Origin of the sequence: Streptomyces sp. NPDC005805 (genome assembly GCF_040630445.1) — a bacterium.
GTDB lineage: Bacteria > Actinomycetota > Actinomycetes > Streptomycetales > Streptomycetaceae > Streptomyces.
Genome location: NZ_JBEXXN010000020.1, coordinates 80,605 through 107,339, shown reverse-complemented (window position 1 = coordinate 107,339; position 26,735 = coordinate 80,605). Strand labels below are relative to the sequence as shown.

The following is a 26,735-nucleotide window of genomic DNA, read 5'->3' as shown; positions in this document are numbered from 1 at the left end:
CCGGGGTCAGCGGATGCCGGCGGTCTCCTCCAGGTAGGCGAGGGCCCCGGCGCCGTCCTCCGCGAAGAAGACCAGCTCGGTGAGCGGCACCGGCAGGAAGCCCTCCTCCTCCATCCGCCGGAACTGCTGCTTCAGGCCGTCGTAGAACCCGGCGGTGTTCAGCAGCACCACGGGCTTGTCGGTGTGCCCGTGCTTCTTCAGCTCCAGGATCTCGGTCGCCTCGTCCAGGGTCCCGGTGCCGCCGACCATGACCACGACGGCGTCCGACTTGGCGAGCAGCAGCGCCTTGCGTTCGGCGAGGTCCCTGGCGATGTGCATCTCGTCGGCGTTCTCGCGGGCGAGGGTGTGCAGGAACTCCACGGAGACGCCGACGAGCCGCCCGCCGGCCTCCTGCACCCCGTCGGCGACGACCTTCATCAGACCGCTCTCCGAGCCGCCCCACACCAGGGTGTGGCCGCCCTTGCCGAGAAGCCGGGCGAACTCACGGGCCGGGGTGGTGTAGCGCTCGTCGAGCTCGGCGGCGGAGAGGAAGACGCAGATGTCCATGGGCTCACGGTAGACCCGCCGGGTGTCCGGCCCGTGCGGGGACGAGTTTCCCGGCCCGCGCCGATGAGTTCCGCCGGCCGGCCCGGTCACCCCTGCCATGGACGTCACGAGCACCACCCTGATCAGGACCGTCTCCCGGGACGGCACACCGCTGTCCTGCGAACGGCGCGGCCGGGGCCCGGCGTTGGTCCTGGTCGGCGGCGCCCTGTGCACGGCGGCCTCGGACGCCCCGCTGGCGGAGCTGCTGTCGGACGCCTTCACGGTGTTCACCTACGACCGGCGCGGCCGGGGCGGCAGCGGGGACACCGCGCCGTACGCCGTGGATCGGGAGATCGAGGACCTGGCCGCCGTGATCGCGGCGACGGGGTGCGGCGAGGCGCGGGTGCACGGCACGGCCTCGGGAGCGGCGCTGGCCCTGCGCGCGGCGGCGGCCGGGGTCCCGGTCGCGCGCCTGTCCGTCTACGAGCCGCCGTACGCCACGGCCCCGGCGGCCGCCGCGGCCCACCGCCGGCTCGCCGCCCGCCTGGCGTCCCTGCTCGCCGGGGGCCACCGGGACGAGGCCCTGGCCGCGTACCTGCGCGCGGCGGGCATGCCGGACGAAGCGCTGTACGGGCTGCGGCAGTTGCCCGTCTGGCAGGACATGGCGGTGCTGGCGCCCACCCTGGCGTACGACTGCGCGGTCCTGGGCGACGGCATGCTCCCGGCCTGCCTGCCGGCCTCCGTCACCTGCCGCGTCCTGGTCGTCGACGGCGGCGCCGGCCCCGATCCCCGGCGCGATCCCACCCGCACCCTCGCCACCACCCTCCCCCGCGCCCGCCACCGCACCCTGACGGGCCAGGCGCACGAGGTGGCACCGCATGTGCTGGCACCGGTGCTGGCGGAGTTCTTCTGACGGGGTGGGCGGGCCCAGAACAGCGCTTCGGTGACGCAGGCATGCCCATGCTTCCCCGAACCGTCAGGAGGTGCACCCCAGTTTCCTGGTCATCCCGGAAACGAAGTCATTCAGGAAGCGCTCGACATCGGCGACGGCCTCTTCCGACTTCTCGACGTGATCGCCCTGCAGACCGACGTTGATGAGCAGAAACTCCGAGTTCGCGGAGTTGTCGCACCTCGCCTCGACTCGCGCGCCGTCCGCGCCGATCACGGCCGCACCGGAGAACGGGACAGCTCGCCTCTCGGCCTTGCTGTAGAGGGAGAGCGCTGTGTCCCAGTCCTCAGGAGGCAACGGCGCGTCCACCTCGCGAACGGTCGCGTCCAGCACTCGGTTGCCGTCAACCAGCACGTCGCACATGAGCCCCGGGTCGGGCGCCCCGTCCTCGCGAACAGTGACCTCCCCGCCGCCAGGCAGCAGAGGTGACAGCACGGCCTCGTTCACGGATACACCGCAGAATTTCTCGGGCACCGCCAAGCCTCCCTCGCCGCACGACGTGACGGTCAGCGCCAGTGCTACGGGGACGAACACCGCCGCCCCACGCCGAACCCACTTCATCATTGGTCTCCCGAAAGGCCGTCGGCGTGCTTGTTGCCGTCGTTCGCCGCTGCGGCGATCTGGTCGTACACACCCTGCTCCAGCGAGAAGCCAGGGTTCTCACGCGCCCAGTCCGAGTTGGCCGCGTACCACTGTCGCGCAAGCTCATCGAGTTGACGCTGCCGAGTCTGATAAGTGGCTTGACTGTCACCAGTAAGCTTTTCGGACTGCTGCTTCTGCTCGTCCATAATCCAAGCGGTCGTTACGACGTCAGCGCCTCGTTGTGCAATATCCCCAACCACTGGAATGAAGTTGAGCGCGGCACCCGACGCATGGTAACTCCACGCCTTTTCCCACGTATAGTCCTTCAGGTCGCCCTTGAGCGCGTTGTAGCGAGCTTCTTCCATAAAGCCGACAGTGTGTCCGGCGGAGCGAAGGGTGTCCTCGGGGGCTCTACCCGCGTCATTGAAGTCCTGAAGCATGGCATAGTTCATGCCCTCATGCAGGATTCCGTACGATTCCTGACTTCGGGATACCTGCTTCGTTATTTCCATGAGCTGTCCCTGATTGAGCAGCGAGTTGTCGCTCGACTGTCCAGAGATCTTGCCCATTGACTCATGAACCTCATCGCCATGGTTGACCAGGATCTTCGCCATGTCGTCCCGCAGTGACGAATGCATGTCGTCGCCCTGCTTCGACAGGTACTCCAGGCTGTACTCGAAGATCCGGTTGTTCGCTTCGCTGTGACCGGTGGGCCGGGGCTGGCCGCCCGCCGGATCCACACCCGTCGCCGCTGCCGTGAGGGCCGCACCCAGGCCCGCGCGGGTGTCCGCGTCCTCCTGGTCGGGGCCCGAGGTCTCGACCTTGCGGTACTCCCTCGTGTCGACGATGTCCCAGTCACGGGAGCCGTCTCCCTGGCCGAGCAGGTAGTGGTAGCGCTCCTTGCCCTCGGTCGTACCGGGGTCCAGATAAGCGGCGGCCCCGGCGGGATCGCGGCTCATCACGTCCAGGGCGCCGTCGACCGGGTCGTTGGCGAACCAGCCGTCCTTCTTGCCGCTGAACTCGCCACGGAGGTCCCAGATGTCCGGGTCCTTCTTCTCCATCGCGATCATGTTGTCCGTCACGTCCGCGACGAAGGGCGCGGAGAAGCCCTCCCCCTGCTGCATCAGTGTGGCGAGGCTCTGATAGCCGCGGACCTCCTGATTGCTGCCGTGACCGATCTGGATCTTCTCGCCCGCGACCTTGAGGTCGTACTTGTCGTCGCCGTACTTGTGGAACTCGTCGACCCAGTGGGTGTAGTAGCGCCCGTCCGGGGTCTTCTTCCAGTCTTCGAACTGCTTCTTGTACTCCGCCGAGCCGTAGTCGAGCTTCGGCCGGTTGCCCTCGGCGTTCCTCGGCCCGTAGAAGTCGGGCACCTTGGTGGCCGTGGCGAGGGAGGTGGCCAGCCCGCTGTTGATGTTCAGGTAGGACCGCTTGTCCTTGGTGTCGTCGAAGTACGCGAGGTCGTTGACCTTGTTGGAGAGCTTCAACGTGTCCTCGGCGCCCAGGGAGTTCAGCAGTGTGCGGCTGAACGCCTCGTCGTGCGCGTTGTCGCGCATGAGGCGCTCGTACTCCGCCAGATCCGCGGGCTTCTCCCCCGCGAGAATCTGATCCGCGTACTTCTTGGCCTCCCGCGCCTCGACCACCTCGATGTCTCCGACGGCCTCGCCGTTGAACCCCGGTCCGCCGAAGACGGAGTCGAAGTCGAATACGCGCTCGAAGAAGCCCTTCACCCCGGCGGCGTCGTGGAGGGCGAGCTTCACTCCCTGGTCGGCGTCGTCGACAGCCCGGACGGCCGCAGCGATACTCCGCGTCCAGCGCCCCTCGGCTGCCTTCGCCTTCGTCACGATGTCGTCATAGTCGGGGTCGTTGCGGTACTTCGCGAGCTCTTCGAAGTCGTAGTGCGCCCTTCCCTGGGCGTCGACGGCGAACCCGGCCTTCTTCGCCTGCTCCACGAGCTCCTTGACTTCACCGATCAGCCTCGCGAACTGCTCGTGAGCGTCACGGAGGATCGATGCGATGGCGCGTGCCTCGGTCTGGCCGGCGGCGAACTGCTTGCTGGTGGCCGTGAACTGGCCCTTCGCAGACCCCGCACTCGCGCCGACCCACTCCCCGCCCGTCGCGACCCGCAGAACCGAACGGTCATAGGCCTCCTGCAACTCGTCGAAGCCGTCCGCCGTCTCGTCCCAGTGCTTGGCCGCCGTGGTGAGCGTGGCCAGATTCACGGTGACCGCATCCTGGTAGGTGAGCATGTGTTCGCCGCCTCCTAGGCTTCGCGCCGCGGGTCGGGCAGCAGGTTGGAGGACCGTTTCGCGTCCCCGCCCACGCCGTGGTCGACGTACTGGAACTCGCGCTTGGCCTGGCCCAGCGACGTCTGGTCCCGGGCGAGACGCGCCTGCATGCTCTTCACCTGCTGCGCCCACTGCTCGTGGGCGTCCTTGAGACCGGAACCCGTGTCCCAGCCGCTGAACTCCCGCTCGGCCGCGTTCGTGGACTCGTCGGCATGCCCGCCGGCCCGGCCCAGCCCCGGACGGATGTGCTCCTCCAGGAAGCCAATGGCACCGCGCTTTCCTTGCGAGTACGTCCTGAGGTCGGCCGCCCCGTCGGCACCGCCTGTACCACCGGTGCCGTTGAGCTGCATTCCGTCCGCGCGCCGCGACGCGACCTCGGACTTGATCTGCTCCCACTCATCCCATGCCATCGTGTCCCCCGTGGCGTCAGCGACTTCGGCCCGTTTCCTGCGGGCACGCGTTCGAGCCCACGCCCTCAGACCCTACGTCGAGGGCCGACGAGAGCGGTGACCGGGTGGACGACCGGGGGACTCTCCTGCTTTCGCTTCGGATCTCCCGACAGCACCGGAATTCCCGCTGGCGGCCCGGGAGCGCGACGTGCCAGGATCGGCGCATGAGCCACCGAATCGAGTCCCGCCGCACCTGGTGAGCGCCGAGGACGAGCGCGCCGCGCTCCACGACCTCCCCCTGTACGCGTACGCGCTGCACCTCACCCGCGTCGGAGGCGACGCCCCCGTCGCACCACGCCGCCCCGGTCCCGTGAGCGCCCCGCGGCCCCGGCGCACCGGGCGCGAGTCCGTCGCCGTGGCGCGGCGGATCGTCGAGTCGTCGGCCGCCGGCGCGGACACCGCACGGGCCGCCGAGGAACTTCCCCGCCGCATGCGCGAGGAAGACCTGAAGCACCCCCATCTCCTGCGCGCGGCAAGGGAATCCACCCTCACCGACGAAGCGAGGGCCCGTGCCCTGGCCCGTCGGCTCACCCGCACCGGCACGACCTGGTACGCCGTGTTCACCGGGATCGCCCTGCTCGGGCGCGTCGGCGACGCCGAAGACGTACCGTATCTCCGCGCGCTGGCCGCGCTGCCCGATCTCACCCATGTCGCCGTCACGACGCTGGACACCCTGGATCACATCGCCGCGTCCGCCGTCTGGCTCGAACGCCACTGCCGCGAGGACGACCACGCCCTGCGCACGCTGAACGAGGGCCTCGCGGCGGACGACAGGGCGGCGGCGCTCGACTGGCTGCGGACGGAGGCACCGGACCGCGAGGTCGACGCGGAGGCCGCCCGCCGGATCGCCCAGGCGACGCGGCTGGCCGACGCCGTGCGCGAGTACCCGCGCGATCCCGCCCTGTTGGCCGGGGCCGCGCGGTTGCTGGTCCTGATGACGAGCCGGCGTCACTACGTCCCGGAGATCCTGCACTACCGGGACGCCGTCGCCATCCAGGAGGCCGTCGTCCGGGGCGCGGCGGCGCTGACGCCGTCGCTGGGCCACTGGGCGGTTCTCCTCGGTCTGGCCCAGGATCTGCGGAGCGGGCCCGGTGTGCTGCCGGCCCGGCCGGCCGGGCAGCGTGCGCACCTGCTCGCCGCGCTGGGCGCCCTGCTGGCCACGCCCCGCTGGCAGGCGGTCCTGACCGGCCCCGACCCGGACGACGCGGCCGGACGCCACCGGCTCGACTGGGCCCGCCGGACCGCCCGGATGCCGTTCGCGCCGGTACCGGAGACGGTCCCGCTGCGGATCGAGGCCGCGGTGCACGACCCGGCTCGTCGGGAGGCCGTGGAGACGCGGTTGCTGATCGGCGGACGCCCGCTGGTGGACGAGGCCTTCGGCCAGGGGCCCGGAAACCCGCCCGGGCCCCTGCTCGGCACGGGCGCGCTGCGGGCCACGACCACGGGTCACGAGGTTCAACTGGCGGAGGCGTACTGCACGGAGGGCTGCTGCGGCGCGCTGTACGTGACGATCCGCCGGGAGGGCGCGGAGGTGGTGTGGGACGGCTGGCGCGGCCCCCACAGGGGGACACCCCCGCCCGCGTACCGCTTCGACGCCGCCGCCTACGACGCCGAACTCGCCCGCGCCGAGACGGACCACGCCCGGTCCTGACCGGCGCGGAACACGGCCGGCCCCACGGGCCACATCACTCCCACATCCCTGGCCAGAAAGCACCTCCGGCGTCGAAGATCGCACCATGACCGACAGCCGAGACGACGCAGACCGCGTATTCATCCGCAGTAAGTGGGGCACGAGCCGCTATGTCTACAACCCGCACAACCCCGTCGGCCGCGCCCTGATCGTCGGGTCCCTGCTGTTCGCCTTCGGCGGCCTCTATCTGGTCCAGCACCCGGATCTGCTCAACGGAAGCGCCACCTGGGACGAGGAGAAGCTGCGGTCCGCGGTGACGGACGCGGCGGCCGGGCTGTCGGGGGAGGCGCAGTTCGGGCCCGGGACCGTCAACTACACGGACATCCTGGAGTCCTCCATCGCCCGGCACGGCAACAGTTCGCCGGACGGGCTGACCGTCTCGCTCGCCTCCGACCCGCCGGAGCTCGCCCTGTTCGACGGCGGCCCGGAACAGGCCGCCTACACCGTCACCGCCGACGGCACGGACACCGCCTTCTGTCTGAGCGTCTACGCCCTGAAGCGCAAGATGGCGATGGGCTACGACTCCGTGTCCATCAGCGTCGGCGACGGGGAATGCCCTGACTCCTGACCGTGTCCCGCGCGATGGCCGGCGGCTCAGGCGTTCGCCGGCTCCCGGCGGACCGTCGTCGCGATGGTCGCGGAGCCGACGACGCGGGTGCCGTCGTAGAGGACGATCGCCTGGCCCGGGGCGACGCCGCGGACCGGCTCGTCGAAGGCGACGCGCAGCTCCGTGCCGTCGACCAGTTCCGCCGCGACCTCGGTCTCGCCGCCGTGGGCGCGGAGCTGGGCGGTGTAGCGGCCGGGGCCGTCGGGGGCGGTGCCGCACCAGCGGGGCTTGATCGCGGTGAGGGCGGTGACGTCCAGGGCCTCGGCGGGGCCGACAGTGACCGTGTTGTTCACCGGGGAGATGTCCAGGACGTAGCGCGGCTTGCCGTCCGGCGCGGGGTGCCCGATGCGCAGGCCCTTGCGCTGGCCGATGGTGAAGCCGTACGCACCCCCGTGGGTGCCGATCTTCGCGCCGCTCTCGTCGACGATGTCGCCCTCGGCGCGGCCCAGCCGGTTCGCCAGGAAGCCCTGGGTGTCGCCGTCGGCGATGAAGCAGATGTCGTGGCTGTCGGGCTTCTTCGCGACCGCGAGGCCCCGGCGCTCGGCCTCCGCGCGGATCTCGTCCTTGGTGGTCAGGGTGTCCCCGAGCGGGAACAGCGCGTGGGCGAGCTGCCGCTCGTCGAGGACGCCGAGGACGTACGACTGGTCCTTGGCCATGTCGCTGGCCCGGTGCAGCTCGCGGCTGCCGTCCTCGCGCACCACGACCGTCGCGTAGTGGCCCGTGCACACCGCGTCGAAGCCGAGGGCGAGCGCCTTGTCCAGCAGGGCCGCGAACTTGATCTTCTCGTTGCAGCGCAGGCAGGGGTTGGGCGTGCGGCCGGCCTCGTACTCGGCGACGAAGTCCTCGACGACGTCCTCGCGGAACCGCTCGGCCAGGTCCCACACGTAGAAGGGGATGCCGATGACGTCCGCCGCGCGCCGCGCGTCCCGGGAGTCCTCGATGGTGCAGCAGCCGCGCGCGCCGGTCCGGAAGGACTGCGGGTTCGCGGAGAGCGCCAGGTGGACGCCGGTGACGTCGTGGCCCGCCTCGACGGCGCGGGCGGCGGCCACGGCGGAGTCGACGCCGCCGGACATCGCGGCGAGGACGCGGAGGGGGCGTGCGGCGGGCCCGCTCGGCGCGGCGGGCGGGGTGGGCCGGCGGGCCGGGGACGTCGGCGTCGGGGAGGTCTCAGTCATAGCGGTACCAGGGTACGGGGCGCGGGAACCGAAAGCTCGTGCGTATGCGTTGTGGTCGGCATGGGGAGCGAGAAAGAGCGCGGCAGCCGGCGCAAGCCCGGGAAGAAGCCGGGCGTGACCAGGCGGGCCGTGCTGATCGGCGGCGGCGCGGCCGTCGTGGGCGGCGGGCTGCTCGCCGAGGACGAGATCCGGCGGCTGTGGCGCGGCATGCCCTGGGCGCGCCCGCCGCGCAAGGAGGGCGAGCTCGATTTCGCGAGGGCGGAGTGGGTCTCGGCGAACGCGGCGAACTGGCGGCTGGCCTGGCGGCCCGACGACTACGCGATCGACCGGGTGGTGATCCATGTCGTGCAGGGCAGCTACGCGACGGCCCTGAAGGTGTTCCGGGACCCGCTGCACCGGGCGGCCACCCACTACGTGGTGCGCAAGGACGGTCACGTCGCGCAGATGATCCGCGAGTTCGACGTCGCCTACCACTGCGGCAACCGCTCCTACAACGAGCGCAGCATCGGCATCGAGCACGAGGGCTTCGTGGACCGGCCGCAGGACTTCACCGACGCGATGTACGCGGGCTCGGCCCGGCTCACGGCGGACATCTGCGCACGCCACGGCATCGCGGTGGACCGGAAGCACATCGTGGGCCACGTCGAGATCCCGGGCACGGACCACACGGACCCGGGCCCGCACTGGGACTGGGACCGCTATCTGAAGCTGGTGCGGGCGGCCCTGCCGGAGGCGAAGCGGGCGGCGGCGAAGGGGGCGCAGGCGCGGGGCGGCGGGGCGTAGCCCCGGGGCGGGACCGCGGGGGGCGCGGGGGGCGCGCGGCCCCTGGAACCGGGAGGAGTGCCGCCACGTCCTTCGTGGGCATGAGCGACGACACTACGGGGCGGACGACCGACGGCTTCGACGGGTTCGGCACGGCGGAGAACGCCGGCGGCTGCCTCTTCTCCGGCCTCGGGGCCCTGGCCGGGCTCGTCGTGTGGGTGCCACGGGCGGCGTTCAGCATCGACGGCGGGTTCGAGGCCCACGCCCGTGACCTGAGCGTCGTCTACCTGGACCTGCCGCTCATCCTCCTCGGCGGCACGCTGATGCCGGCCGTCGTCTGGCTTCTGACCCTGAGGCGCTCGCGGCGGCTGTGGCTCGCGGCGCTCGTCACGTCGGCCGCGCTCGCGCTCGGGGTGTGGGCGCTCACCGAGTGGTGGATGCCCCGTCAGCACCCGGACCCCGGTTACGGGCCGGGCATCTGATCGCGCGTCGGCTGTCTCTCCGGGTCCCGCGCCATGCCGCCCCCGCGGCCCCGGGCGCGGACCGCCGGGCGACTCCCTAGCTCAGCCCCGCCGTTCGGGCGCGGGCGACCGCCGGGCCGATGGCGGCCGCGACCGCGTCCACGTCCGCCTTGGTGGAGGTGTGGCCGAGGCTGAAGCGGAGGGTGCCGCGGGCCAGGTCCGGGTCGGTGCCGGTGGCGAGGAGGACGTGGCTGGGCTGGGCGACGCCGGCGGTGCAGGCGGAGCCGGTGGAGCACTCGATGCCCTGGGCGTCGAGCAGCAGGAGGAGGGAGTCGCCCTCGCAGCCGGGGAAGGTGAAGTGGGCGTTGGCCGGGAGGCGGTCGTGCGGGTCGCCGCCGAGGACGGCGTCCGGGACGGCCTCGCGTACCGCGCGGACCAGCTCGTCGCGCAGGGCCCCGATGTCGCGGGCGAACTCCTCGCGCCGCGCTGCGGCGAGCCGGCCGGCGACGGCGAAGGAGGCGACGGCGGGGACGTCCAGGGTGCCGGAGCGCACATGGCGCTCCTGGCCGCCGCCGTGCAGTACGGGCACGGGGCTGTACTCGCGGCCCAGCAGCAGCGCGCCGATCCCGTACGGGCCGCCGATCTTGTGGCCGGAGACGGTCATCGCGGCGAGCCCGGACGCGGCGAAGTCCACGTCGAGCTGGCCGTACGCCTGGACCGCGTCGGCATGCAGGGGGATGCCGAACTCAGCGGCGACGTCGGCCAGTTCGCGGACCGGCATGACGGTGCCGATCTCGTTGTTGGCCCACATCACGGTGGCGAGGGCCACGTCGCCGGGGTCGCGCGCGATCGCCTCGCGCAGCGCGTCCGGGTGGACGCGGCCGTACGCGTCGACCGGCAGGTACTCGACGGTGGCGCCCTCGTGGGCGGCGAGCCAGTCGACGGCGTCGAGGACCGCGTGGTGTTCGACGGGGCTGGCGAGGACGCGGGTACGGGCCGGATCGGCGTCCCGGCGGGACCAGTAGAGGCCCTTGACCGCGAGGTTGTCGGCCTCGGTGCCGCCGGAGGTCAGGACGACCTCGCTGGGCCTGGCGCCCAGGGACTCGGCGAGGGTCTCGCGGGCCTCCTCGACGGTGCGGCGGGCCCGGCGCCCGGCCGCGTGCAGTGAGGACGCGTTGCCGGTGACGGCGAGGTGGGCGTTCAGCGCCTCGATCGCCTCCGGAAGCATCGGAGTCGTCGCGGCGTGGTCGAGGTAAGCCATGGTGGCCACGATTCTACGAGGCCGGGGCGGGGGCGCGGACCGGCGCAGGGGTGCACGCTCGTCCCGCGTGCGCCCCGGGAGCCCCGGGAGCCCCGCGAGGGGGACGGGGGCGGCTCTCCCCCGGTGGCGGCGGTTTTCCGGCGGCCACCCGTGACGCCCGGTTCGGGCGGCCGGCGCGGGCGGTCGGCGCGGGCAGTCGGCGCGGGCAGGGCCGGGCGGTCGTGTCAGGAGCCGAAGCCCCAGACGACCGATCCACCGGCGGTGACCACGACGGCCAGGACGACGAGGTCGGCGACGCCGAGCGCGAGGCCCAGCAGGGCGCGGCCGCGGCGTGCGGTGCCGCGCAGGAGGGCGAGAGCGCCGAGCACCACGGCGGTCGGGCCGAGCACGAGGTTCATCACGAGAAGGCCGACGAGGCCGAGGACGAAGGCGGCGACGGCCATCCCGTCGGCGTCCTTGCGGCGGGCGGCGGCCGGGAGGGCGTCCTTCCGCTCGGGTGCGTCAGCGGGTGCGTGCTGTTCGCGGTGCGGCGCGGCTTCCGGCGCGGTCCCGGCCGAGGTGGCGGGGTCGCGCTCAACCTCGGGCTTGGCGAAGGGCGTGAGGAGAGTCATGAGGGCGTTTCTCCTTTCGGATTCCGGATCGGGTTCCGGTCAGTGGCGCGCGGTACGGCGACGCTTGGCCCGGTACTCGCGGGCCGCGAAGACGAGCAGCCAGCACGCGATCACGGTGCCGGCCACGACGGAGACGGACGCGGGGACATGGGCCACGGTCCCCAGCAGGATGCCCAGGAGAAGCAGGGCGGCGACGAGGACTACCACGGTCTTCCTTCCTGCGAACGGCGAACGGCGAACGGCGAACGGTCCGGCGCGGTGCGGTGCGGACCCCGGGCGGAACCAGAGCCTTCGGAGTACGTATGTTCACTGACTGGTGAGTCTACACTTCCCCATTCGGGATTACGGTTGTTTACTGAATGCCATGAGTCACACCCTCGGAATCCGCCAGGCCCAGAAGTTGAAGACCCGTCAGGCCCTGATGGACGCCGCTCTGCGGCTGCTGGAGACGCAGAGCCTGAGCAGCGTGGGCCTGCGGGAGGTGACGCGCGCGGTCGGCGTCGCGCCGACCGCGTTCTACCGGCACTTCCGGGACATGGCGGACCTCGGCGTCGCCCTCGTCGAGGAGACGCTCGGCAGTCTGCACGCCACGATCGGCGAGGCGCTGGACGAGCAGACGGACGAGGACCGGATCGACCGCTCGGTGGAGCTCGTCGCCGAGCTGGTGCGCGCCTTCCCCGCCCATGTGCGCTTCGTGGCCAGGGAGCGGCACGGCGGGGTCGCCCCGGTGCGCCGGGCCATCGGCGAGCAGCTGCGGCAGTTCGGGGACGAGGTCGCGGCGGCCTTCGCGGACCAGCCGGAGTGGGCCGGGTGGAGCGAGGACGATCTGCGGATGGTCGCGGGGATGTACGTCGACCACATGGTGATGACGGCCTCGGCCCTGCTGGAGGCGGAGGACGCGGAGGGCCGGGCGGAGGTGAGCCGGCTGGCGCGGCGGCGGCTCCGGCTGATCAGCCTCGGCCGCCGCCACTGGCTGGACTGAGGGCGCGGCACGCGACCGGGCGGTGGGCCGGGCCCGGCCCGCCGCGAACGGGCCGGCCGAGCGGGGCCCGGGCCGCGCCCGGCACACAAGCGATGCCCCCGACCGGCCGGGTCGGGGGCATCAGGGCGCCAGGGGGTTCAGACCCGCGGGGCCCGCGCCAGCTGGCGGGACTGGGCGACGAGGCGGTCCGCCGAGTCCCAGACCTCCGCGTCCTCCTCCAGGAAGCCGCCCGCGAGGTTGCGCGTGGTGATCGACACCCGCAGCGGGCCCGGGGCCGGGCGGCAGCGGACGTGCGTGGTCAGCTCGACGGTCGGCGTCCAGCCCGTCAGCCCCAGCTCGAACGAGGTCGGCGGCAGGGCGTCCACGGTGAGCAGCAGGGACAGCGGGTCGGCGGCGCGGCCGTCCGCGAGCCCGAACCAGCCGCGCATCTCCCCCTTGCCGGAGGGCGCGCCGACGGCCCAGCCCACGGTCGCCGGGTCCAGCTTGATGTCCAGCCGCTCGGTGATCGCCGAGCTGCCGGGGATCGGCGCGGGGCCGTCGGCCGGGCCGAGGCAGTGCTCGATCGGCGGGATGGCGGGCGGCTTGGCGGCGGTGCGCACGTCCGGGCCGAGGGCGTCGAGGTCACCGTAGGTGGCGAGGACGCGGATGCGCTCGACCTCGGTGCCGTCCTCGGCGATCTGAAGCAGGGACGCCTGACCGGTGGAGAGGGTGCGGCCGGTGCGGACGGTCTCGGTCCGGATGATCGCGGGGCCCGGCTGGGAGGCCGTCAGATAGTGGGCCGAGACCGTGAACGGGTCCGGGTGGGGCAGCGCGTCGCCGAGCGCGCGGCCCAGCATCGCCAGCAGATAGCCGCCGTTGACGGCGTGGATGATCGTCCAGCCCGCCGAGAGCTCCGCGTCGTAGACGCCCGGCTCCCCGGCCCGCCGGGTGACGGCGGTGTCGCGGTCGAACTCGCTGTCCCCGACGGCCGCCTGCGTCGCCTGTACCTGTGCCATGGCGGTACCGTACAACAAACAACTACTAAGCGGTAGCTTTCTGCGCGACCCCGACCCCGCTCGTTCCTCCGCTCATTCCTCCATCGCCTCGGAGCGGCGGTTCCACGCCCGCGGCGCGCGCCAGTGGTAGCGCATGGCGAGCAGCCGGAGAACGAAGGCGGTCACCACGGCGAGGCCGCTGGTGAAGGCGTTCAGGGTGTCGAAGCGGATGCAGAGGACGACCATCGTGGCGCCCACGATGGCCGGCACCGCGTAGAGGTCCCGGTCCCAGCGGAGCAGCGAGGGCACCTCGTTGGCGAGCACATCGCGCAGCACACCGCCGCCGACTGCCGTGGCGAGCCCGAGGCACGCGGACGAGGTGAGGCCGAGTCCGTACTCGTACGCCTTGACCGTGCCGGTGACGCAGAACAGGCCGAGGCCGGCCGCGTCGAAGACGTTCACGCCCGTCTGGATGCGCTCGACGTGGGGGTGCAGGAAGAAGACGAGCACGGTCGCGACCAGCGGCATCAGGAAGTAGCCGAGATCGGTGAAGGCGGCGGGCGGCACCGCGCCGATGATCAGGTCGCGGAGGAGCCCTCCGCCCAGCGCCGTGACCTCGGCGAGGACGGCGATGCCGAACACGTCGAAGTTCTTGCGTACGGCGAGCAGTGCGCCCGAGATCGCGAAGACGAAGATCCCCGCGAGGTCGAGGGCGTGCTGGACGGAGGGCGTGAAGAGGTCTGGGAACACCGGACAGTTCTACCGCGTCCCGCGCGGGGTCCCTGTCCGGCGCCCTCCGGCCGGGGCCGGTCAGCCCTTCGGGGACACCTTGTCGTCGTCCCCGTCCTTCACCGGCTCGGCCCCGGCGTCCGCGTCGGCGCCAGCGCCGGCGTCCACGGGCTCCGCGTCCGCGTCCGCGGCACCCGCAGGCACGGCGTCCGCGACACCCGCAGACTCGGCGCCCTCGGGCCCGGCTTCCGCGGGCTCGGCGTCCTTCGCCGGCTCCGCGTCCGCCGGATCGGGCTCCGTCGGCTGCGCCGGGATCGCCACCGAGAGCGGGTCCGCGACCTTCTCCGTGACCTCGGCCTCCTTCGCCGCGACGGCCTCCGTGGCGACGACCGCGTCGATGCCCGTCGAGCGGGTCTGCTCGACCGTGCCCGCCTCGATCTCGCGCGCGAAGTGGCAGGCCACCTTGTGCCCGTCGCCCAGGTCGGTGAGCGCCGGGCGCTCCTGGCCGCAGCGGTCCTGCGCCCAGGGGCAGCGGGTGTGGAAGCGGCAGCCGGCCGGCGGGTTCGCCGGGGAGGGGAGGTCGCCCGCGAGCAGGATGCGCTCGCGCCGGTCCTCCACCTCCGGGTCGGGCACCGGCACCGCCGACATCAGGGCCTTGGTGTACGGGTGCTTCGGCGCCGCGTACAGCGCGTCGCTCGGCGCCTCCTCCACCAGGCCGCCCAGGTACATCACGCCGATGACGTCCGAGATGTGCCGGACCACGGCGAGGTCGTGGGCGATGACCAGGTACGTCAGCCCCAGCGACTCCTGGAGTTCCTCCAGCAGGTTGATGACCTGCGCCTGCACCGAGACGTCCAGCGCGGAGACCGGCTCGTCGCAGATGATCACGTCCGGCTCCAGGACGAGCGCCCGCGCGATGCCGATGCGCTGGCGCTGGCCGCCGGAGAACTCGTGCGGGTACCGGGACAGGGCGTTCGCCGGGAGGCCGACCTTGGCCAGGATCTCCTTGATCTTCTCCCGGCGCTCGGACTGGTCCTTGCCGATCCCGTGCGCGGCCATGCCCTCGCTGAGGATCGACTCGATGTTCTGGCGCGGGTTGAGGCTGCCCAGCGGGTCCTGGAAGACCATCTGGAGGCGGCGGCGGAAGCTGCGCATCTGCTCGCCGGGCAGCTTCGCGAGGTCCGTGCCGTCGAAGACGACCTCGCCGTCGGTGATGTCCACCAGCCGCAGGACGGCCCGCCCCAGGGTCGTCTTGCCGCAGCCGGACTCGCCCACCAGGCCGTAGGTCTGGCCGGCCTCGACCTTGAGGGAGACGCCGTCGACCGCGTAGACGTGCCCGACCGTGCGGTCGAACAGGATGCCCTTGCGGACCGGGAAGTGGACCTTGACGTCGTCGAGTTCGAGCAGACTCATGCCGAGACCTCCGCCTGGGGCGTGGGAAGGACCGGGTTGACGCAGCGCACCTGGTGGCCCGCGGCGCGTGGTTCGGTCAGTTCGGGGGTGCCCGTCAGGCACTCCAGCGTGTAGTGGTCGCAGCGCGGTGCGAAGGCGCAGCCGTCGGCCCAGGCGATGCGGTCGTTGATGGAGCCGCGGATCGGGCTGAGCGGTTCGCCGCGCGGGGCGTCGAGCCGGGGGATGGAGCCCAGCAGCCCGTGCGCGTACGGGTGGGTCGGGTGGGCGAACAGCTCGCGCCGGCCGGCCGACTCGACCGCGCGGCCCGCGTAGAGGACGTTGACCTGGTCGCAGAGGCCGGCCACCACACCCAGGTCGTGGGTGATCATCAGCAGGGCGGTGCCCTCCTGGTCGACCAGCTCCTTGAGGAGTTCCAGGATCTGCGCCTGGATGGTGACGTCCAGGGCCGTGGTCGGCTCGTCCGCGATCAGCATGCGGGGCGCGCAGGCGACCGCCATGGCGATCAGGGCGCGCTGGCGCATACCGCCGGAGAGCTGGTGGGGGTACTCCTTCAGCCGCCGGGTCGGGTCGGGGATGCCGACCCGGTCCAGCAGATGGGCGGCCTCCTTGCGGGCGGCCTCCCCCTTCAGACCGCGGTGGCGCTGGAGGATCTCGGTGACCTGGACGCCGATGGGGACGACCGGGTTCAGCGAGGACAGCGGGTCCTGGAAGATCATCGCGAGCTGGCTGCCGCGCAGGTCGCGCCGCTTGCGCGGGTTCATGGTCAGCAGGTCCTGGCCGTCGAACTCGGCCCGGCCGCCGATCCGGACGCCCTTGGCGGGCAGCAGGCCCATCAGGGCGAGGGAGGTGACGGACTTGCCGCAGCCCGACTCGCCCACCAGGCCCACGACCTGGCCCTGGTCGACGTCGAAGGAGACGCCGTCCACGGCCGTGGAGTCCTTGCGGCCCTTGGCGGTGAAGGTGACGCTGAGTTCGTTGACGGAGAGCAGTGCCATGGGACTTCAGCCTCGCAGCTTCGGGTCGAGGGCTTCGCGCATGGCCTCGCCGAGCAGGGTGAAGCCAAGGGCGGTGATGATGATTCCGACCGCCGGGTAGACCGCCATCATCGGCTCGTTGTCGAAGAAGCGCTGCGCCTGGGAGAGCATCACGCCCCACTCGGGAATGGCCGGGTCGGGGTTGCCGAGGCCCAGGTAGGACAGGGCGGCGGCCTCGATGATCGCGGTGGCGAGGCTCAGCGTCGCCTGGACGATCACCGGGCTCAGGGAGTTCGGCAGGATCTGGGTGAGCACGATCCGCTTCTTGCGCACCCCGAGGGCCTTCGCCGCCAGCACATAGTCCGCGCCGCCCTGGGCGAGCATCGAACCGCGCAGCATCCGGGCGAAGATCGGAATCTGCGCCACACCGACGGCGATCATCACGGTGGTCAGGGACTGGCCGAGAACCGCCGCGATGGAGACCGCCAGCAGCAGCGACGGCAGGGACAGCATGACATCGGTGATGCGCATGATGACGGTGTCGATGCGCTGGCCGGCCGCACCGCCGAGGGTGGCTGCGGCCCCGGAGACCACACCCACCAGGGCGCCGACGATCAGGCCGATGAGCATCGAGACGACACCGACGAGCAGGGTCTGCCGGGCGCCGACGAGCATCCGGGAGAACATGTCGCGGCCGAGGTGGTCGAGCCCGAACCAGTTCTCGGCGCGCATGCCGACGAACTTGCCCTGGTTGGCGAAGACCTCGCCGCGCCAGGTCTGGGCGGTGGGGGTGTGCGGGGCGATCCAGGGCCCGACGATCGCGAGCACCACGAACGCGGCGATGACGACGGCGCCGATGATCGCCATCTTGCTGCTGCGCAGCCGCCGCATGGCCTCGCGCCAGAGGCTGGCGCCGCTGGTGGCCTCGGAGGACTGCATCAGCTCGGCGAGCCGGTCGATCTTGTCGGCCTTCTTGGTCATGGTCGTCACGTCAGTGCACCCGCACTCTCGGGTCGATGAGGCTGTACGCGAGGTCGACCAGCAGGTTGATGACCACGTACACCATCGCGATGAAGAGGATGAAGCCGACGAGCACCGGGTAGTCGCGCGCGTCGATCGAGGTGCGGATGAAGGAGCCGATGCCGCCGAAGGTGAACACCGACTCGGTGAGGACCGCGCCGGACAGCAGGCTGCCGGTCAGCAGGCCGACGGCCGTGATCACCGGGAGCATCGCGTTGCGCAGGACGTGCCGGCCGCGGACGACCCGCTTCTCCAGGCCCTTGGACTCGGCGGTACGCACATAGTCCTCGCCGAGGACCTCCAGGACGCTCGCCCGCGTCATGCGCACGATCACCGCGAGCGGGATGGAGGCGAGGGCGACGGCGGGCAGGATCAGGTGCCAGACGGCGTCCCAGCTCGCGTCGAGTTCACCGGTGAGCAGACCGTCGAGCACGGCGAAGCCGGTGACGTCGGTGGCGTCGAGGCCGGTGGAGAGCCTGCCGTAGGTCGGGAACCAGCCCAGCTGGACGGCGAAGACGCCCTTGAGCAGCAGGGCGAGGAAGAAGACCGGGATGCAGATCCCGATGAGCGAACCGGAGACGGAGGCCACGTCGAGCCAGCCGCCGCGGTGCTTGGCCGCCAGGTATCCGAGGGGGATGCCGACGACGACGGCGATCAGGATCGCCATGAGGCTGAGCTCCACGGTGGCCGGGAAGCGCAGCGTGAACTCCTCCCACACCGGCTGCCCGGTCTGGGTGGAGGTGCCGAGGTCCAGCTCGGCGATGCGCTTCAGGAAGCGCCAGTACTGGATGTGGACGGGCTCGTCGAGTCCCAGAGCCCGGTTGATGCGTGCCACTTCGGCTTCGGTCGCCCGCTCGCCCAGGATCGCTGAGGCGGGTCCGCCGGGCAGCCGGTTCAGCCACAGGAAGAGCAGAACCGACAGGCCGAGCAGGGTGGGAATGAGCTGTAGCAGTCTTCTGACGACAAGTCGCAGCACCCCGCATGCCCCTTTCTCACTATGCGTTGATGCAGGACCGCCCGGCCACGGAAGAGCTGTGGCCGGGCGGTACCCGCAGGTGTGCGATTACTTGAAGGAGACCTCGGCGAAGTTCTCCTGCGTCAGCGGGGAGACGTTCGGCGGGTTGACGTTCTTGCCGAAGGCGATGGCCGGCGGGGAGGACGAGACCGGGACGCCCGGGACGTACTCGGCGATGACCTCGTTGGCCTTCTTGTACGCCTCGACGCGGCCGGCCGGGTCGGTCACCTTCGAGGCGGCGTTGACCGCGTCGAAGACCTTCTGGTCCTTGAAGCCCCACTGCTTGTCCGGGCCGCCGAACCAGGTGCCGATGAAGTTGTAGCCGTCGTTGAAGTCACCGGTCCAGCCGAGGAGGTGCAGGGCGCAGGAGCCCGCCTCGGTGGCGTCCAGGTAGTCCGGGGCCCACTTCATGGCCTTCGGCTTGACGGTGATGCCGGCCTTCTCCAGGTCGGCCTTCATCAGCTCGAACATGTCCTGCGGGGCGGGCATGTACGGGCGGGTGACCTCGGTCGGGTAGCAGAACTCGACCGTCAGCTTCTCCTCGCCGGCCTGCTTGAGGAGGTCCTTCGCCTTGTTGGTGTCGAAGGGGTACGTCTTCACCTTGTCGGAGAAGCCGGCGACCGTGTCGGGCATGAACTGGGTCGCGGCCTTGCCGCCCTCGGGAAGCTGCGTCTTGACGACGTTCTCCCGGTCGATCGCGTGCGTGATCGCCTGGCGGACCTCGGGCTTCTTCAGGGCCGGGTTGGCGCCCTGGCTCATGCCGACGTAGAAGATGTTGAAGACGTCACGGGTCGGGACCTCGAAGCCCTCGCCCTCCAGCGTCTTCACATCGGCCGGGGCCACGAGGTCGTAGCCGTCGATGTCACCGGCCTGGAGCGCCTGGCGGCGGCCCTCCTCGGTGTCGATGGTGCGGAAGACGAGGTTCTTCACCTTCGCCTTGTCGCCCCAGTAGTCGTCGAAGCGGGTGAGCGAGACTTCCTTGTTGCCCTTGTTCCACTTCGTGATCTTGTACGGGCCGGTGCCGGCGACCGTGCCGGCCTCCTGGCTGTACTTGGGGTACGTGATCGCGTCGCCCTTGGCGGTCGCGTCCTGCTTCTCGTACTCCTTGAGGGCCTTCGGCGAGTGGATCGCCAGGGCCTGGAGGGAGAAGCCGCCCGGGAGGTTGGCGGAGGGCTCGTTGACCTCGATGACGGCGGTGTTCTCGTCCTTGGCGGTGCAGGACTTGTAGTTCGCCTTGGGCGCCTCGGCGTCCTCGTTCTTCGCGAACCCGCCCATGATGGTCTGCCAGTAGTAGGAGACCGCGCTGGACTGGTAGGTGCCCTTCCAGTTGAACCAGTGGTCGTAGTTCGCGCAGACGGCGTCGGCGTTGAACGCCTCACCGTCGTGGAACTTGACGTTCTGGCGCAGGTTGAAGGTCCACACGGTGCCTTCGGGGTTGCTCGACCACTTCTCGGCCAGGCCGCCGACGAGCTCGCTGCCGCCGGACTCGTGCTCAAGGAGCGCCTCGAACGCCTGGCGGGTGACGCGGAAGGTCTCGCCGTCGCTCGCGAGAGCGGGATCCAGGGAACCGGGGTCACCGGCGCCGGCGAACACGAAGGTGTCCTTCCCGTTCGCCTTGTCACCGTCCTTGTCCCGCTCACTGGCGCAACCGGTCGCGATCAGGCCGACGGCAACCGTCGCCGTGATCGCCCGGATCGCCCCGGACTTGAATATTCGCATGGGTCCACCCCTGGTTCACCATGTGGAGTCTTGACGGCCGAACACTACAGACGGGAACCACCAGGGAGAACAGTCCGGATAGCGGTGATACCTAGTCGAGACCCGGACGCTCAACAAAACGGCGCGATACGGGACATCCGCTCCCGGTCGGTCAACACCCTTGACATAGCGTGACGCAGTTCAGGGGCACCGCGGCCGGGGGTTTTCCGGCCCGGCCGAGGGGGGTCAGCGGTGGCCGGCGGAGCCGGGCTGCGGGTAGCCGTAGCCCGGGGCGGGGGCGGCCGGGGCGGCGGGGCCGTGGGCCTCGCGGTCGTAGAAGGGGCGGGTGTTCGCCCGCATCCAGAGGGTGACGGGGTCGTAGTCGTCGGAGAGGGCGACGGTCGAGACGGGCAGGCCGTCCGGCGCCGCGCCGACCGACTGGCGCATCATGGCGCGCACCGTGTCCACCGCCTGGGGGCCGTTGTCGTAGAGGTCCAGGCCGACGGCGAGGTAGGCCACGCCGACGGCGGGCTGCACCCAGGCGCGGCGCAGCACCCGCACGGCCGGGGTGCGGTGCGCGTTCTGCGCGAGGAGGGCGTAGAACTGGGGGATCTCGATGGTCGGTTCGGACAGGCGCAGCGGGCCCGCGGGCATCCGGTCGAGCCCGGTGGCGATGCGGCGCAGGTCGGGCCAGGGGATGCCGACGCCGCCGCCGGGGGCGTGCGGATTGAGCCAGATCCCGTAGCGCTCGGGGTACAGGGCGCGCGCCGCGTCCCGGCCGGTGACGACGTCGTGGGCGCGGGTCCAGCCGGAGGCGGACAGCTCCTGGGGCGAGGTCGCGCAGGGCACATAGCCGACGCCGTCGACCTCCATGGTCCCGTACTGGGCGTCGGGCGAGCCGGGCTGCCCGTGCCACAGCAGCATCCACAGCCGACTGCCGGCCGGGTCCGCGAGGGCGTGGAGCAGCGCCTCGTACGCGTCGTAGCGCCCGGGCGTCACCTGGCGCAGCATGTGCTCGACCTGTCCGGCCGCCGCGGTGCCTGACGCACTCACCCTGGGTTCCGCCCCTTCATCGATCCGCCGGTCCGCGCCTCGCGGTCCCGCGCCCTCGCCCGCCCTGCCCGACGCGGCCGTGCCGTGGCGCACCGCGTCGAAGCATTTGTTCAGGCCATCAAACCAGCTTAGGCACCGCGGGCGACACAGACCCGGCTTCTCGGGCCTGTCCCGCGGGTGCCGTCCCGGCTCTCCTACGCGGGGTGCCGCTCATAGAAGGGGCGCACCCGCTCCAGCATCCAGTCGCCGACCGGGTCCCGGGTGACGTCGAGGAGGACGAGGTTCACGGGCCAGGGCACGGTGGCCCGGCCGAGGGCGCGGCCGAGGGCGTCGAGCGGGGCGGTGCGGTCGGTCTCGCCCCAGGCGGCGAGCTGGACGCCGACGAAAAGGGTCGGCGCGTCGCCCTCGATCGAGGCGAGCGCGCGGCGGCCGCTGAGGACGACACCGGACGCCTCGAACTCGCCCGCCGCGGCGGCGAGGAAGTCGACGGGCTCCTCCTGCCAGTCCGGCTCGAAGAGGCGGACCCGGCCGCCGGTGCCGGTGTCGTCGAGCGCGGTGTGCCCGTCCCGGCACAACGCGGCCACGGCGGGCGGCGGGAGGGGGACGCCGACGGCGCCGCCGGGGTTCACGGCGATGCCGAGCTGCGGGGGCAGGCCGCGGGCGAAGTCGCGGGCGGGGGCGACGGTGAACGGCATGTGCGCGCCGACGATGGCCAGGAACTGCTGCTCGGAGCTGAAGACGGGGACGTACGCGGCGCCGTCGATCTCCGTGGTCGGCAGGTCGAGATGGGGGCTGGCGGGGCCGCCGCCGTTGGGGAGCGGCACCCATATGAGGCTGCGGCCGAGGACCTCGACTATGCGGGCGCCGGCGGCGGGATTGCCGAGGGAGGCGGCGAGGGTCTCCTCCAGCTCGTTGCCGGGCCAGCCGTGGTGCGGGTTGTCCATCTGCTCGTCCTGCTCGTCTCTCGGTCCTGCTCGTCCGCGTCCGGGGCGCTTCGTCCGCGTCCGGCTCGTTGTTCGTCCGGCCCGCTTCGTCCGCGTCCGACTCGTTTTCGTCCGGGCCGCTTCGTCCGGGCGGTCCGCTGTCCGGCTTGTCGTCCGCGTCCGGGTCATCTTCGTCGTCGCGACGCCCACTCCGCGCGGAGTGGGCACGGTCCGCGCGGAGTTTATCGGGGGCGCGCCGACGCCGGGGCCTGCCCGGCCCACGCCTGTCGCCGGTTCCCGGCGACAGGACGCCCCGGGGGCAGCGGGCGGGAACGAGCGGGCGACGGGCCGGGCCAGGCTCGGGAGCGCGCCTCAGGCCGCCGGGGCCGGAGGCGTGACCGGGGCCTGGGCCGGCGTCGGAGCGGGAGCCGGCCCGGTCACCGGGGCGGGCGCGGTCACCGGGGCGGGCGCGGTCACCGGGGCGGCCGGCGCTTCCGGCGCGGGCGCGCCCGCCGTGAAGGTCAGCGCGCGCAGCGCCGACGCCGCCGCCCGGTCCAGCAGAATCACCGAGGCGCAGCCCGCGGGCCCCCGCCCGGCCTCCGCGTCGGCGATCAGCCGGCCCACCGCCCGCCGGTGCCGGGCGAAGGCGTACCCGGAGACGCCCCGGCCGCGTTCGCGCTGGCCGTCGCGGGCGACGCGGGGCGGCACGTCGAGGAGGACCAGGTGCAGGGCCCGCCCCCGTCCGGCGGCCTCCCGGGTCAGCCATCGGCGCACCCACGCCTGGGTGCCGCAGTCGTGGACGACCACGCTCTCCCCGGAGCGCAGGGCGCGCAGCAGCCCGGCGTAGTGCGCGAGGCGGACGAGCGGGCGGTAGACCGCGTACGGCAGGCTCCGGGGCATCCGCGCGTCCCAGCGGTCGCGGGTGTCCTGGGAGTCGATCGCCCGGCCGGGCGCGGTCCGCCCGATGAGCGTCGACTTGCCGCTGCCGGGCAGGCCGGAGACGACGACGAGGTCCCCCGCGGCGAACTCCAGGACGCGCGGGCCGCGGCCCGACCGCTCCCGCAGGTCGCGCAGGACGGGTGCGCGCACCCCGGCCGCTCCGGGCACGGTCAGGTCCCGGCGGCCCGTCGGCACCCCCGCGGCCGCGGCGTATGCACGGGACTGCTGCAACGTCATCACCCTCCCCCTCATCCGGGTCGTGACACCCCTGCCCAACAGCTTGCTCACGCAGTGTAAAGAACTGGTAATGCGATTCCGCCGGTTTCGCCACGGTGCGCCGCATCCGCGCCCCCGGGAAGCTCCCGGGAAGCCCCCGGAGCGCCGACCGGGCATCCCGGGCAGGATCCGTCGCACCGCACGCCCCCACTCTTCCCCGATGCGTGCAATGATGTGCGCGCCAACTGCATACCGGCCGCTTGAATCCGCGCGGGAGAGTCCCGGCCATCTGTGCCCGGGCGCCGAAGGAGCAAGTTCCTCCCTTGAATCTCTCAGGCCCCGTACCGCGTGCGATGAGGCAGATCTGAAAAGCGGGCCGCGTCGGCGGCTCCACCCAAGGTGCAAGTCACGACCGCCCGGACACGGACGACCATCCGTACGCGGGGTCGCGGCGAACCTCTCAGGTTCCGATGACAGATGGGGAGGATCGTCCTCGCCGTCATGCCCTGGGAGCTTCACCTATGAGCACTTCGCCTCGCCGCACCGCGCTCGATGCCCTGCATCGCTCGCTCGGCGCGACCATGACCGACTTCGCCGGCTGGGACATGCCGCTGCGCTACGCCAGCGAGCGGGACGAGCACACCGCTGTGCGTACCAGGGCCGGCCTCTTCGACCTCTCCCACATGGGCGAGATCACCGTCTCGGGCCCCCGGGCCGTGGATCTGCTGGACTTCGCCCTGGTCGGCAACATCTCCACCGTGGGCCCCGGCCGCGCCCGCTACACGATGATCTGCCGTGAGGACGGCGGCATCGTCGACGACCTGATCGTCTACCGCACCGGCGAGACCGAGTACATGGTCGTCGCCAACGCGGGCAACGCCCAGATCGTGCTGGACGCCCTGACCGAGCGCGCCGCCGGTTTCGACGCGGTGGTCCGCGACGACCGGGACGCCTACGCGCTCCTCGCGATCCAGGGCCCCGAGTCCCCCGGCATCCTGGCCTCCCTCACCGACGCCGACCTGGACGGCCTGAAGTACTACGCGGGCCTGCCGGGCACGGTCGCCGGCGTCCCGGCGATGATCGCCCGGACCGGCTACACCGGCGAGGACGGCTTCGAGCTCTTCGTCGACCCGCAGCACGCCGAGAAGCTGTGGCAGGCCCTCACCGAGGCCGGCCGGGACGCGGGCCTGATCCCCTGCGGCCTCTCCTGCCGCGACACCCTGCGCCTGGAGGCGGGCATGCCGCTGTACGGGCACGAGCTGACCACCGCGCTGACGCCGTTCGACGCCGGTCTCGGCCGGGTCGTGAAGTTCGAGAAGCCGGGCGACTTCGTGGGCCGCGCGGCCCTGGAGAAGGCCGCCGAGCGGGCCGAGGCCGCGCCGCCGCGCAAGCTGGTCGGACTGGTCGCCCAGGGCCGCCGGGTGCCGCGCGCCGGGATGTCCGTCGTCGCGGGCGGCGAGGTGGTCGGCGAGGTCACCTCCGGCGCCCCGAGCCCCACCCTGGGCAAGCCGATCGCCATGGCGTACGTGGACGCCGCGCACGCCGGACCGGGCACCGGGGGCGTGGGCGTCGACATCCGCGGTACCCATGAGCCGTACGAGGTCGTGGCGCTGCCGTTCTACAAGCGCCGGAAGTGACCGCCGCCGCGCGTGCCGGACAGGACCGGTACGCGCCCGACGTGATCGCCCGCACTCCCCTCCCGTTCACCACCACTCCCCCGCGTACAGGAGAATTCTGGTCATGAGCAACCCCCAGCAGCTTCGCTTCAGCAAGGAGCACGAGTGGCTGTCGGCCGCCGAGGACGGCGTGTCGACGGTCGGCATCACCGAGTTCGCGGCCAACGCGCTCGGGGACGTCGTCTACGCGCAGCTCCCGGAGGTCGGTGACACGGTGACCGCGGGCGAGACCTGCGGTGAGCTGGAGTCGACCAAGTCGGTCAGCGATCTGTACTCCCCCGTGTCGGGCGAGGTCGTCGAGGCGAACCAGGCCGTGGTGGACGACCCGTCCCTGGTGAACACCGCCCCGTTCGAGGGCGGGTGGCTCTTCAAGGTGCGCGTCAGCGAGGAGCCGAAGGACCTGCTCTCCGCGGACGAGTACACCGAGTTCTCCGGCAACTGAGGATCTTCCCTATGTCGCTTCTGAACACCCCTCTCCACGAGCTGGACCCGGACGTCGCCGCCGCCGTCGACGCCGAGCTCCACCGTCAGCAGTCCACCCTCGAGATGATCGCCTCGGAGAACTTCGCTCCGGTCGCGGTCATGGAGGCGCAGGGCTCCGTCCTCACCAACAAGTACGCCGAGGGCTACCCGGGCCGCCGCTACTACGGCGGCTGCGAGCACGTCGACGTGGTCGAGCAGATCGCGATCGACCGCATCAAGGAGCTTTTCGGCGCCGAGCACGCGAACGTGCAGCCCCACTCGGGCGCGCAGGCCAACGCGGCCGCCATGTTCGCGCTGCTGAAGCCGGGCGACACGATCATGGGCCTGAACCTGGCCCACGGCGGTCACCTGACCCACGGAATGAAGATCAACTTCTCGGGCAAGCTCTACAACGTGGTCGCGTACCACGTGGACGACGCCACCGGCCAGGTCGACATGGCCGAGGTCGAGCGGCTCGCCAAGGAGTCCAAGCCGAAGCTGATCGTCGCCGGCTGGTCCGCGTACCCGCGGCAGCTGGACTTCGCCGCCTTCCGCCGGATCGCGGACGAGGTCGGCGCGTACCTGATGGTCGACATGGCCCACTTCGCGGGCCTGGTCGCGGCGGGCCTGCACCCGAACCCGGTGCCGCACGCCCATGTCGTGACCACGACCACCCACAAGACCCTGGGCGGCCCCCGCGGCGGTGTGATCCTGTCGACGGCCGAACTCGCCAAGAAGATCAACTCGGCGGTCTTCCCCGGCCAGCAGGGCGGTCCGCTGGAGCACGTGATCGCGGCCAAGGCGGTCTCCTTCAAGGTCGCGGCCTCGGAGGACTTCAAGGAGCGCCAGCAGCGCACCCTGGACGGCGCCCGCATCCTGGCCGAGCGCCTGGTCCAGGCGGACGTCGGCGAGCACGGCGTCTCCGTGCTGTCCGGCGGCACCGATGTGCACCTGGTCCTGGTGGACCTGCGCAACTCGGAGCTGGACGGCCAGCAGGCCGAGGACCGGCTCCACGAGGTCGGCATCACGGTCAACCGGAACGCGATCCCGAACGACCCCCGGCCGCCGATGGTCACCTCGGGTCTGCGCATCGGCACCCCGGCGCTGGCCACCCGCGGTTTCCAGGACGAGGACTTCCGCGAGGTCGCGGACATCATCGCCGAGGCCCTGAAGCCGTCGTACGACGCGGCCGCGCTGCGCGCCCGTGTGACGGCGCTGGCCGAGAAGCACCCGCTTTACCCTGGTCTGTAACCGGACCTGAGCCGCACCCGTGCGGCACCGGTCCGGCCACCGGACCCGCC

The 26,735-nt window shown here is 71.9% G+C and carries 26 protein-coding genes, 1 pseudogene and 1 riboswitch; of the genes and pseudogenes, 9 read left to right on the top strand and 18 right to left on the bottom strand.

Features of this window, described 5'->3' with window-relative positions; genetic code table 11:
• Positions 1-6: 6 nt before the first annotated feature.
• Entirely contained in the window at positions 7-546 is a 540-nt protein-coding gene (locus ABZ457_RS14285) for a TIGR00730 family Rossman fold protein (protein WP_359157575.1), read from the bottom strand.
• A 97-nt stretch (positions 547-643) separates the two neighbouring features.
• Between ABZ457_RS14285 and ABZ457_RS14280 the strand changes: the two genes are divergently transcribed.
• Positions 644-1,438 carry an alpha/beta fold hydrolase gene (locus tag ABZ457_RS14280; protein WP_359157573.1) on the top strand — a complete coding sequence of 265 codons (795 nt, stop codon included), beginning with the start codon at positions 644-646 and terminating at the stop codon, positions 1,436-1,438.
• 63 nt (positions 1,439-1,501) lie between these two features.
• Here ABZ457_RS14280 and ABZ457_RS14275 read toward each other — a convergent pair whose 3' ends face one another.
• From ABZ457_RS14275 to ABZ457_RS14265, 3 genes are all read right to left on the bottom strand, one after another.
• Positions 1,502-1,948, bottom strand: coding sequence for a hypothetical protein (locus tag ABZ457_RS14275; RefSeq protein WP_359157571.1), 447 nt, complete (start codon positions 1,946-1,948; stop codon positions 1,502-1,504).
• An 86-nt stretch (positions 1,949-2,034) separates the two neighbouring features.
• A complete protein-coding gene (locus ABZ457_RS14270) occupies positions 2,035-4,305 on the bottom strand; it encodes a hypothetical protein (protein ID WP_359157569.1) in 2,271 nt (756 codons plus the stop codon).
• Positions 4,306-4,319: 14 nt separating this feature from the next.
• Positions 4,320-4,754, bottom strand: coding sequence for a hypothetical protein (locus tag ABZ457_RS14265; RefSeq protein ID WP_359157567.1), 435 nt, complete (start codon positions 4,752-4,754; stop codon positions 4,320-4,322).
• 235 nt (positions 4,755-4,989) lie between these two features.
• On the opposite strand from ABZ457_RS14265, the gene ABZ457_RS14260 reads away from it, so the two are divergent.
• Positions 4,990-6,444 (top strand): hypothetical protein, encoded by a 1,455-nt coding sequence (locus ABZ457_RS14260; protein WP_359157564.1) that lies wholly within the window; start codon positions 4,990-4,992, stop codon positions 6,442-6,444.
• An 85-nt stretch (positions 6,445-6,529) separates the two neighbouring features.
• Positions 6,530-7,051: a hypothetical protein gene (locus ABZ457_RS14255; RefSeq protein WP_359157562.1), complete on the top strand. Its 522-nt coding sequence runs from the start codon at positions 6,530-6,532 to the stop codon at positions 7,049-7,051.
• Positions 7,052-7,077: 26 nt separating this feature from the next.
• On the opposite strand, the gene mnmA is transcribed toward ABZ457_RS14255, so the two are convergent.
• Complete coding sequence (gene mnmA, locus ABZ457_RS14250) at positions 7,078-8,265, bottom strand: tRNA 2-thiouridine(34) synthase MnmA (protein WP_359157560.1); 1,188 nt, start codon at positions 8,263-8,265, stop codon at positions 7,078-7,080.
• A 60-nt stretch (positions 8,266-8,325) separates the two neighbouring features.
• Here mnmA and ABZ457_RS14245 point away from each other — a divergent pair, with 60 nt between their 5' ends.
• Both ABZ457_RS14245 and ABZ457_RS14240 read left to right on the top strand, forming a co-directional pair.
• Entirely contained in the window at positions 8,326-9,048 is a 723-nt protein-coding gene (locus ABZ457_RS14245) for an N-acetylmuramoyl-L-alanine amidase (RefSeq protein WP_359157558.1), read from the top strand.
• A gap of 80 nt (positions 9,049-9,128) precedes the next feature.
• Positions 9,129-9,509, top strand: a complete 381-nt coding sequence (locus ABZ457_RS14240) for a hypothetical protein (RefSeq protein WP_359157556.1) — start codon at positions 9,129-9,131, stop codon at positions 9,507-9,509.
• Between the two features lie 76 nt (positions 9,510-9,585).
• On the opposite strand, the gene ABZ457_RS14235 is transcribed toward ABZ457_RS14240, so the two are convergent.
• From ABZ457_RS14235 to ABZ457_RS14225, 3 genes are all read right to left on the bottom strand, one after another.
• Positions 9,586-10,749: a cysteine desulfurase family protein gene (locus tag ABZ457_RS14235; RefSeq protein WP_359157554.1), complete on the bottom strand. Its 1,164-nt coding sequence runs from the start codon at positions 10,747-10,749 to the stop codon at positions 9,586-9,588.
• A 224-nt stretch (positions 10,750-10,973) separates the two neighbouring features.
• Positions 10,974-11,360: a DUF4190 domain-containing protein gene (locus ABZ457_RS14230; RefSeq protein WP_359157552.1), complete on the bottom strand. Its 387-nt coding sequence runs from the start codon at positions 11,358-11,360 to the stop codon at positions 10,974-10,976.
• A gap of 39 nt (positions 11,361-11,399) precedes the next feature.
• Entirely contained in the window at positions 11,400-11,567 is a 168-nt protein-coding gene (locus ABZ457_RS14225) for a hypothetical protein (RefSeq protein WP_359157550.1), read from the bottom strand.
• Positions 11,568-11,724: 157 nt separating this feature from the next.
• On the opposite strand from ABZ457_RS14225, the gene ABZ457_RS14220 reads away from it, so the two are divergent.
• The gene (locus tag ABZ457_RS14220) at positions 11,725-12,342 is read left to right on the top strand and encodes a TetR family transcriptional regulator (protein ID WP_359157548.1); all 618 of its coding nucleotides are present in this window, start codon (positions 11,725-11,727) and stop codon (positions 12,340-12,342) included.
• A gap of 137 nt (positions 12,343-12,479) precedes the next feature.
• Here ABZ457_RS14220 and ABZ457_RS14215 read toward each other — a convergent pair whose 3' ends face one another.
• The 10 genes and pseudogenes from ABZ457_RS14215 to ABZ457_RS14170 all read right to left on the bottom strand — a co-directional run.
• Complete coding sequence (locus ABZ457_RS14215; protein ID WP_359157545.1) at positions 12,480-13,337, bottom strand: thioesterase family protein; 858 nt, start codon at positions 13,335-13,337, stop codon at positions 12,480-12,482.
• 72 nt (positions 13,338-13,409) lie between these two features.
• On the bottom strand, positions 13,410-14,066 hold the full coding sequence (locus tag ABZ457_RS14210) for a trimeric intracellular cation channel family protein (protein ID WP_359157543.1): 657 nt from the start codon (positions 14,064-14,066) through the stop codon (positions 13,410-13,412).
• A gap of 60 nt (positions 14,067-14,126) precedes the next feature.
• A complete protein-coding gene (locus ABZ457_RS14205; RefSeq protein WP_359157541.1) occupies positions 14,127-15,458 on the bottom strand; it encodes an oligopeptide/dipeptide ABC transporter ATP-binding protein in 1,332 nt (443 codons plus the stop codon).
• A complete protein-coding gene (locus ABZ457_RS14200) occupies positions 15,455-16,453 on the bottom strand; it encodes an ABC transporter ATP-binding protein (RefSeq protein WP_359157539.1) in 999 nt (332 codons plus the stop codon). The genes ABZ457_RS14205 and ABZ457_RS14200 overlap by 4 nt, the downstream gene beginning before the upstream one ends.
• A gap of 6 nt (positions 16,454-16,459) precedes the next feature.
• Complete coding sequence (locus tag ABZ457_RS14195) at positions 16,460-17,413, bottom strand: ABC transporter permease (RefSeq protein WP_359157599.1); 954 nt, start codon at positions 17,411-17,413, stop codon at positions 16,460-16,462.
• Positions 17,414-17,423: 10 nt separating this feature from the next.
• Positions 17,424-18,428 carry an ABC transporter permease gene (locus tag ABZ457_RS14190; RefSeq protein WP_359157537.1) on the bottom strand — a complete coding sequence of 335 codons (1,005 nt, stop codon included), beginning with the start codon at positions 18,426-18,428 and terminating at the stop codon, positions 17,424-17,426.
• Between the two features lie 87 nt (positions 18,429-18,515).
• Entirely contained in the window at positions 18,516-20,186 is a 1,671-nt protein-coding gene (locus ABZ457_RS14185; protein ID WP_359157535.1) for an ABC transporter substrate-binding protein, read from the bottom strand.
• Positions 20,187-20,411: 225 nt separating this feature from the next.
• Positions 20,412-21,218 (bottom strand): enhanced serine sensitivity protein SseB C-terminal domain-containing protein, encoded by an 807-nt coding sequence (locus ABZ457_RS14180; RefSeq protein WP_359157533.1) that lies wholly within the window; start codon positions 21,216-21,218, stop codon positions 20,412-20,414.
• A gap of 194 nt (positions 21,219-21,412) precedes the next feature.
• Positions 21,413-22,162, bottom strand: a complete 750-nt coding sequence (locus ABZ457_RS14175; RefSeq protein ID WP_359157531.1) for an enhanced serine sensitivity protein SseB — start codon at positions 22,160-22,162, stop codon at positions 21,413-21,415.
• 495 nt (positions 22,163-22,657) lie between these two features.
• Positions 22,658-23,317: pseudogene (locus ABZ457_RS14170) on the bottom strand (AAA family ATPase); the annotation flags it as partial.
• Positions 23,318-23,557: 240 nt separating this feature from the next.
• Positions 23,558-23,653: riboswitch (glycine riboswitch) on the top strand.
• 164 nt (positions 23,654-23,817) lie between these two features.
• Between ABZ457_RS14170 and gcvT the strand changes: the two are divergent.
• The 3 genes from gcvT (at position 23,818) to glyA (ending at position 26,685) form a co-directional block, all read left to right on the top strand.
• Positions 23,818-24,933 carry a glycine cleavage system aminomethyltransferase GcvT gene (gene gcvT, locus ABZ457_RS14165; protein ID WP_359157529.1) on the top strand — a complete coding sequence of 372 codons (1,116 nt, stop codon included), beginning with the start codon at positions 23,818-23,820 and terminating at the stop codon, positions 24,931-24,933.
• A 103-nt stretch (positions 24,934-25,036) separates the two neighbouring features.
• Positions 25,037-25,414: a glycine cleavage system protein GcvH gene (gene gcvH, locus ABZ457_RS14160; protein ID WP_018845313.1), complete on the top strand. Its 378-nt coding sequence runs from the start codon at positions 25,037-25,039 to the stop codon at positions 25,412-25,414.
• A gap of 11 nt (positions 25,415-25,425) precedes the next feature.
• Positions 25,426-26,685, top strand: a complete 1,260-nt coding sequence (gene glyA, locus ABZ457_RS14155; protein ID WP_359157526.1) for a serine hydroxymethyltransferase — start codon at positions 25,426-25,428, stop codon at positions 26,683-26,685.
• The last annotated feature ends 50 nt before the right edge of the window (positions 26,686-26,735 follow it).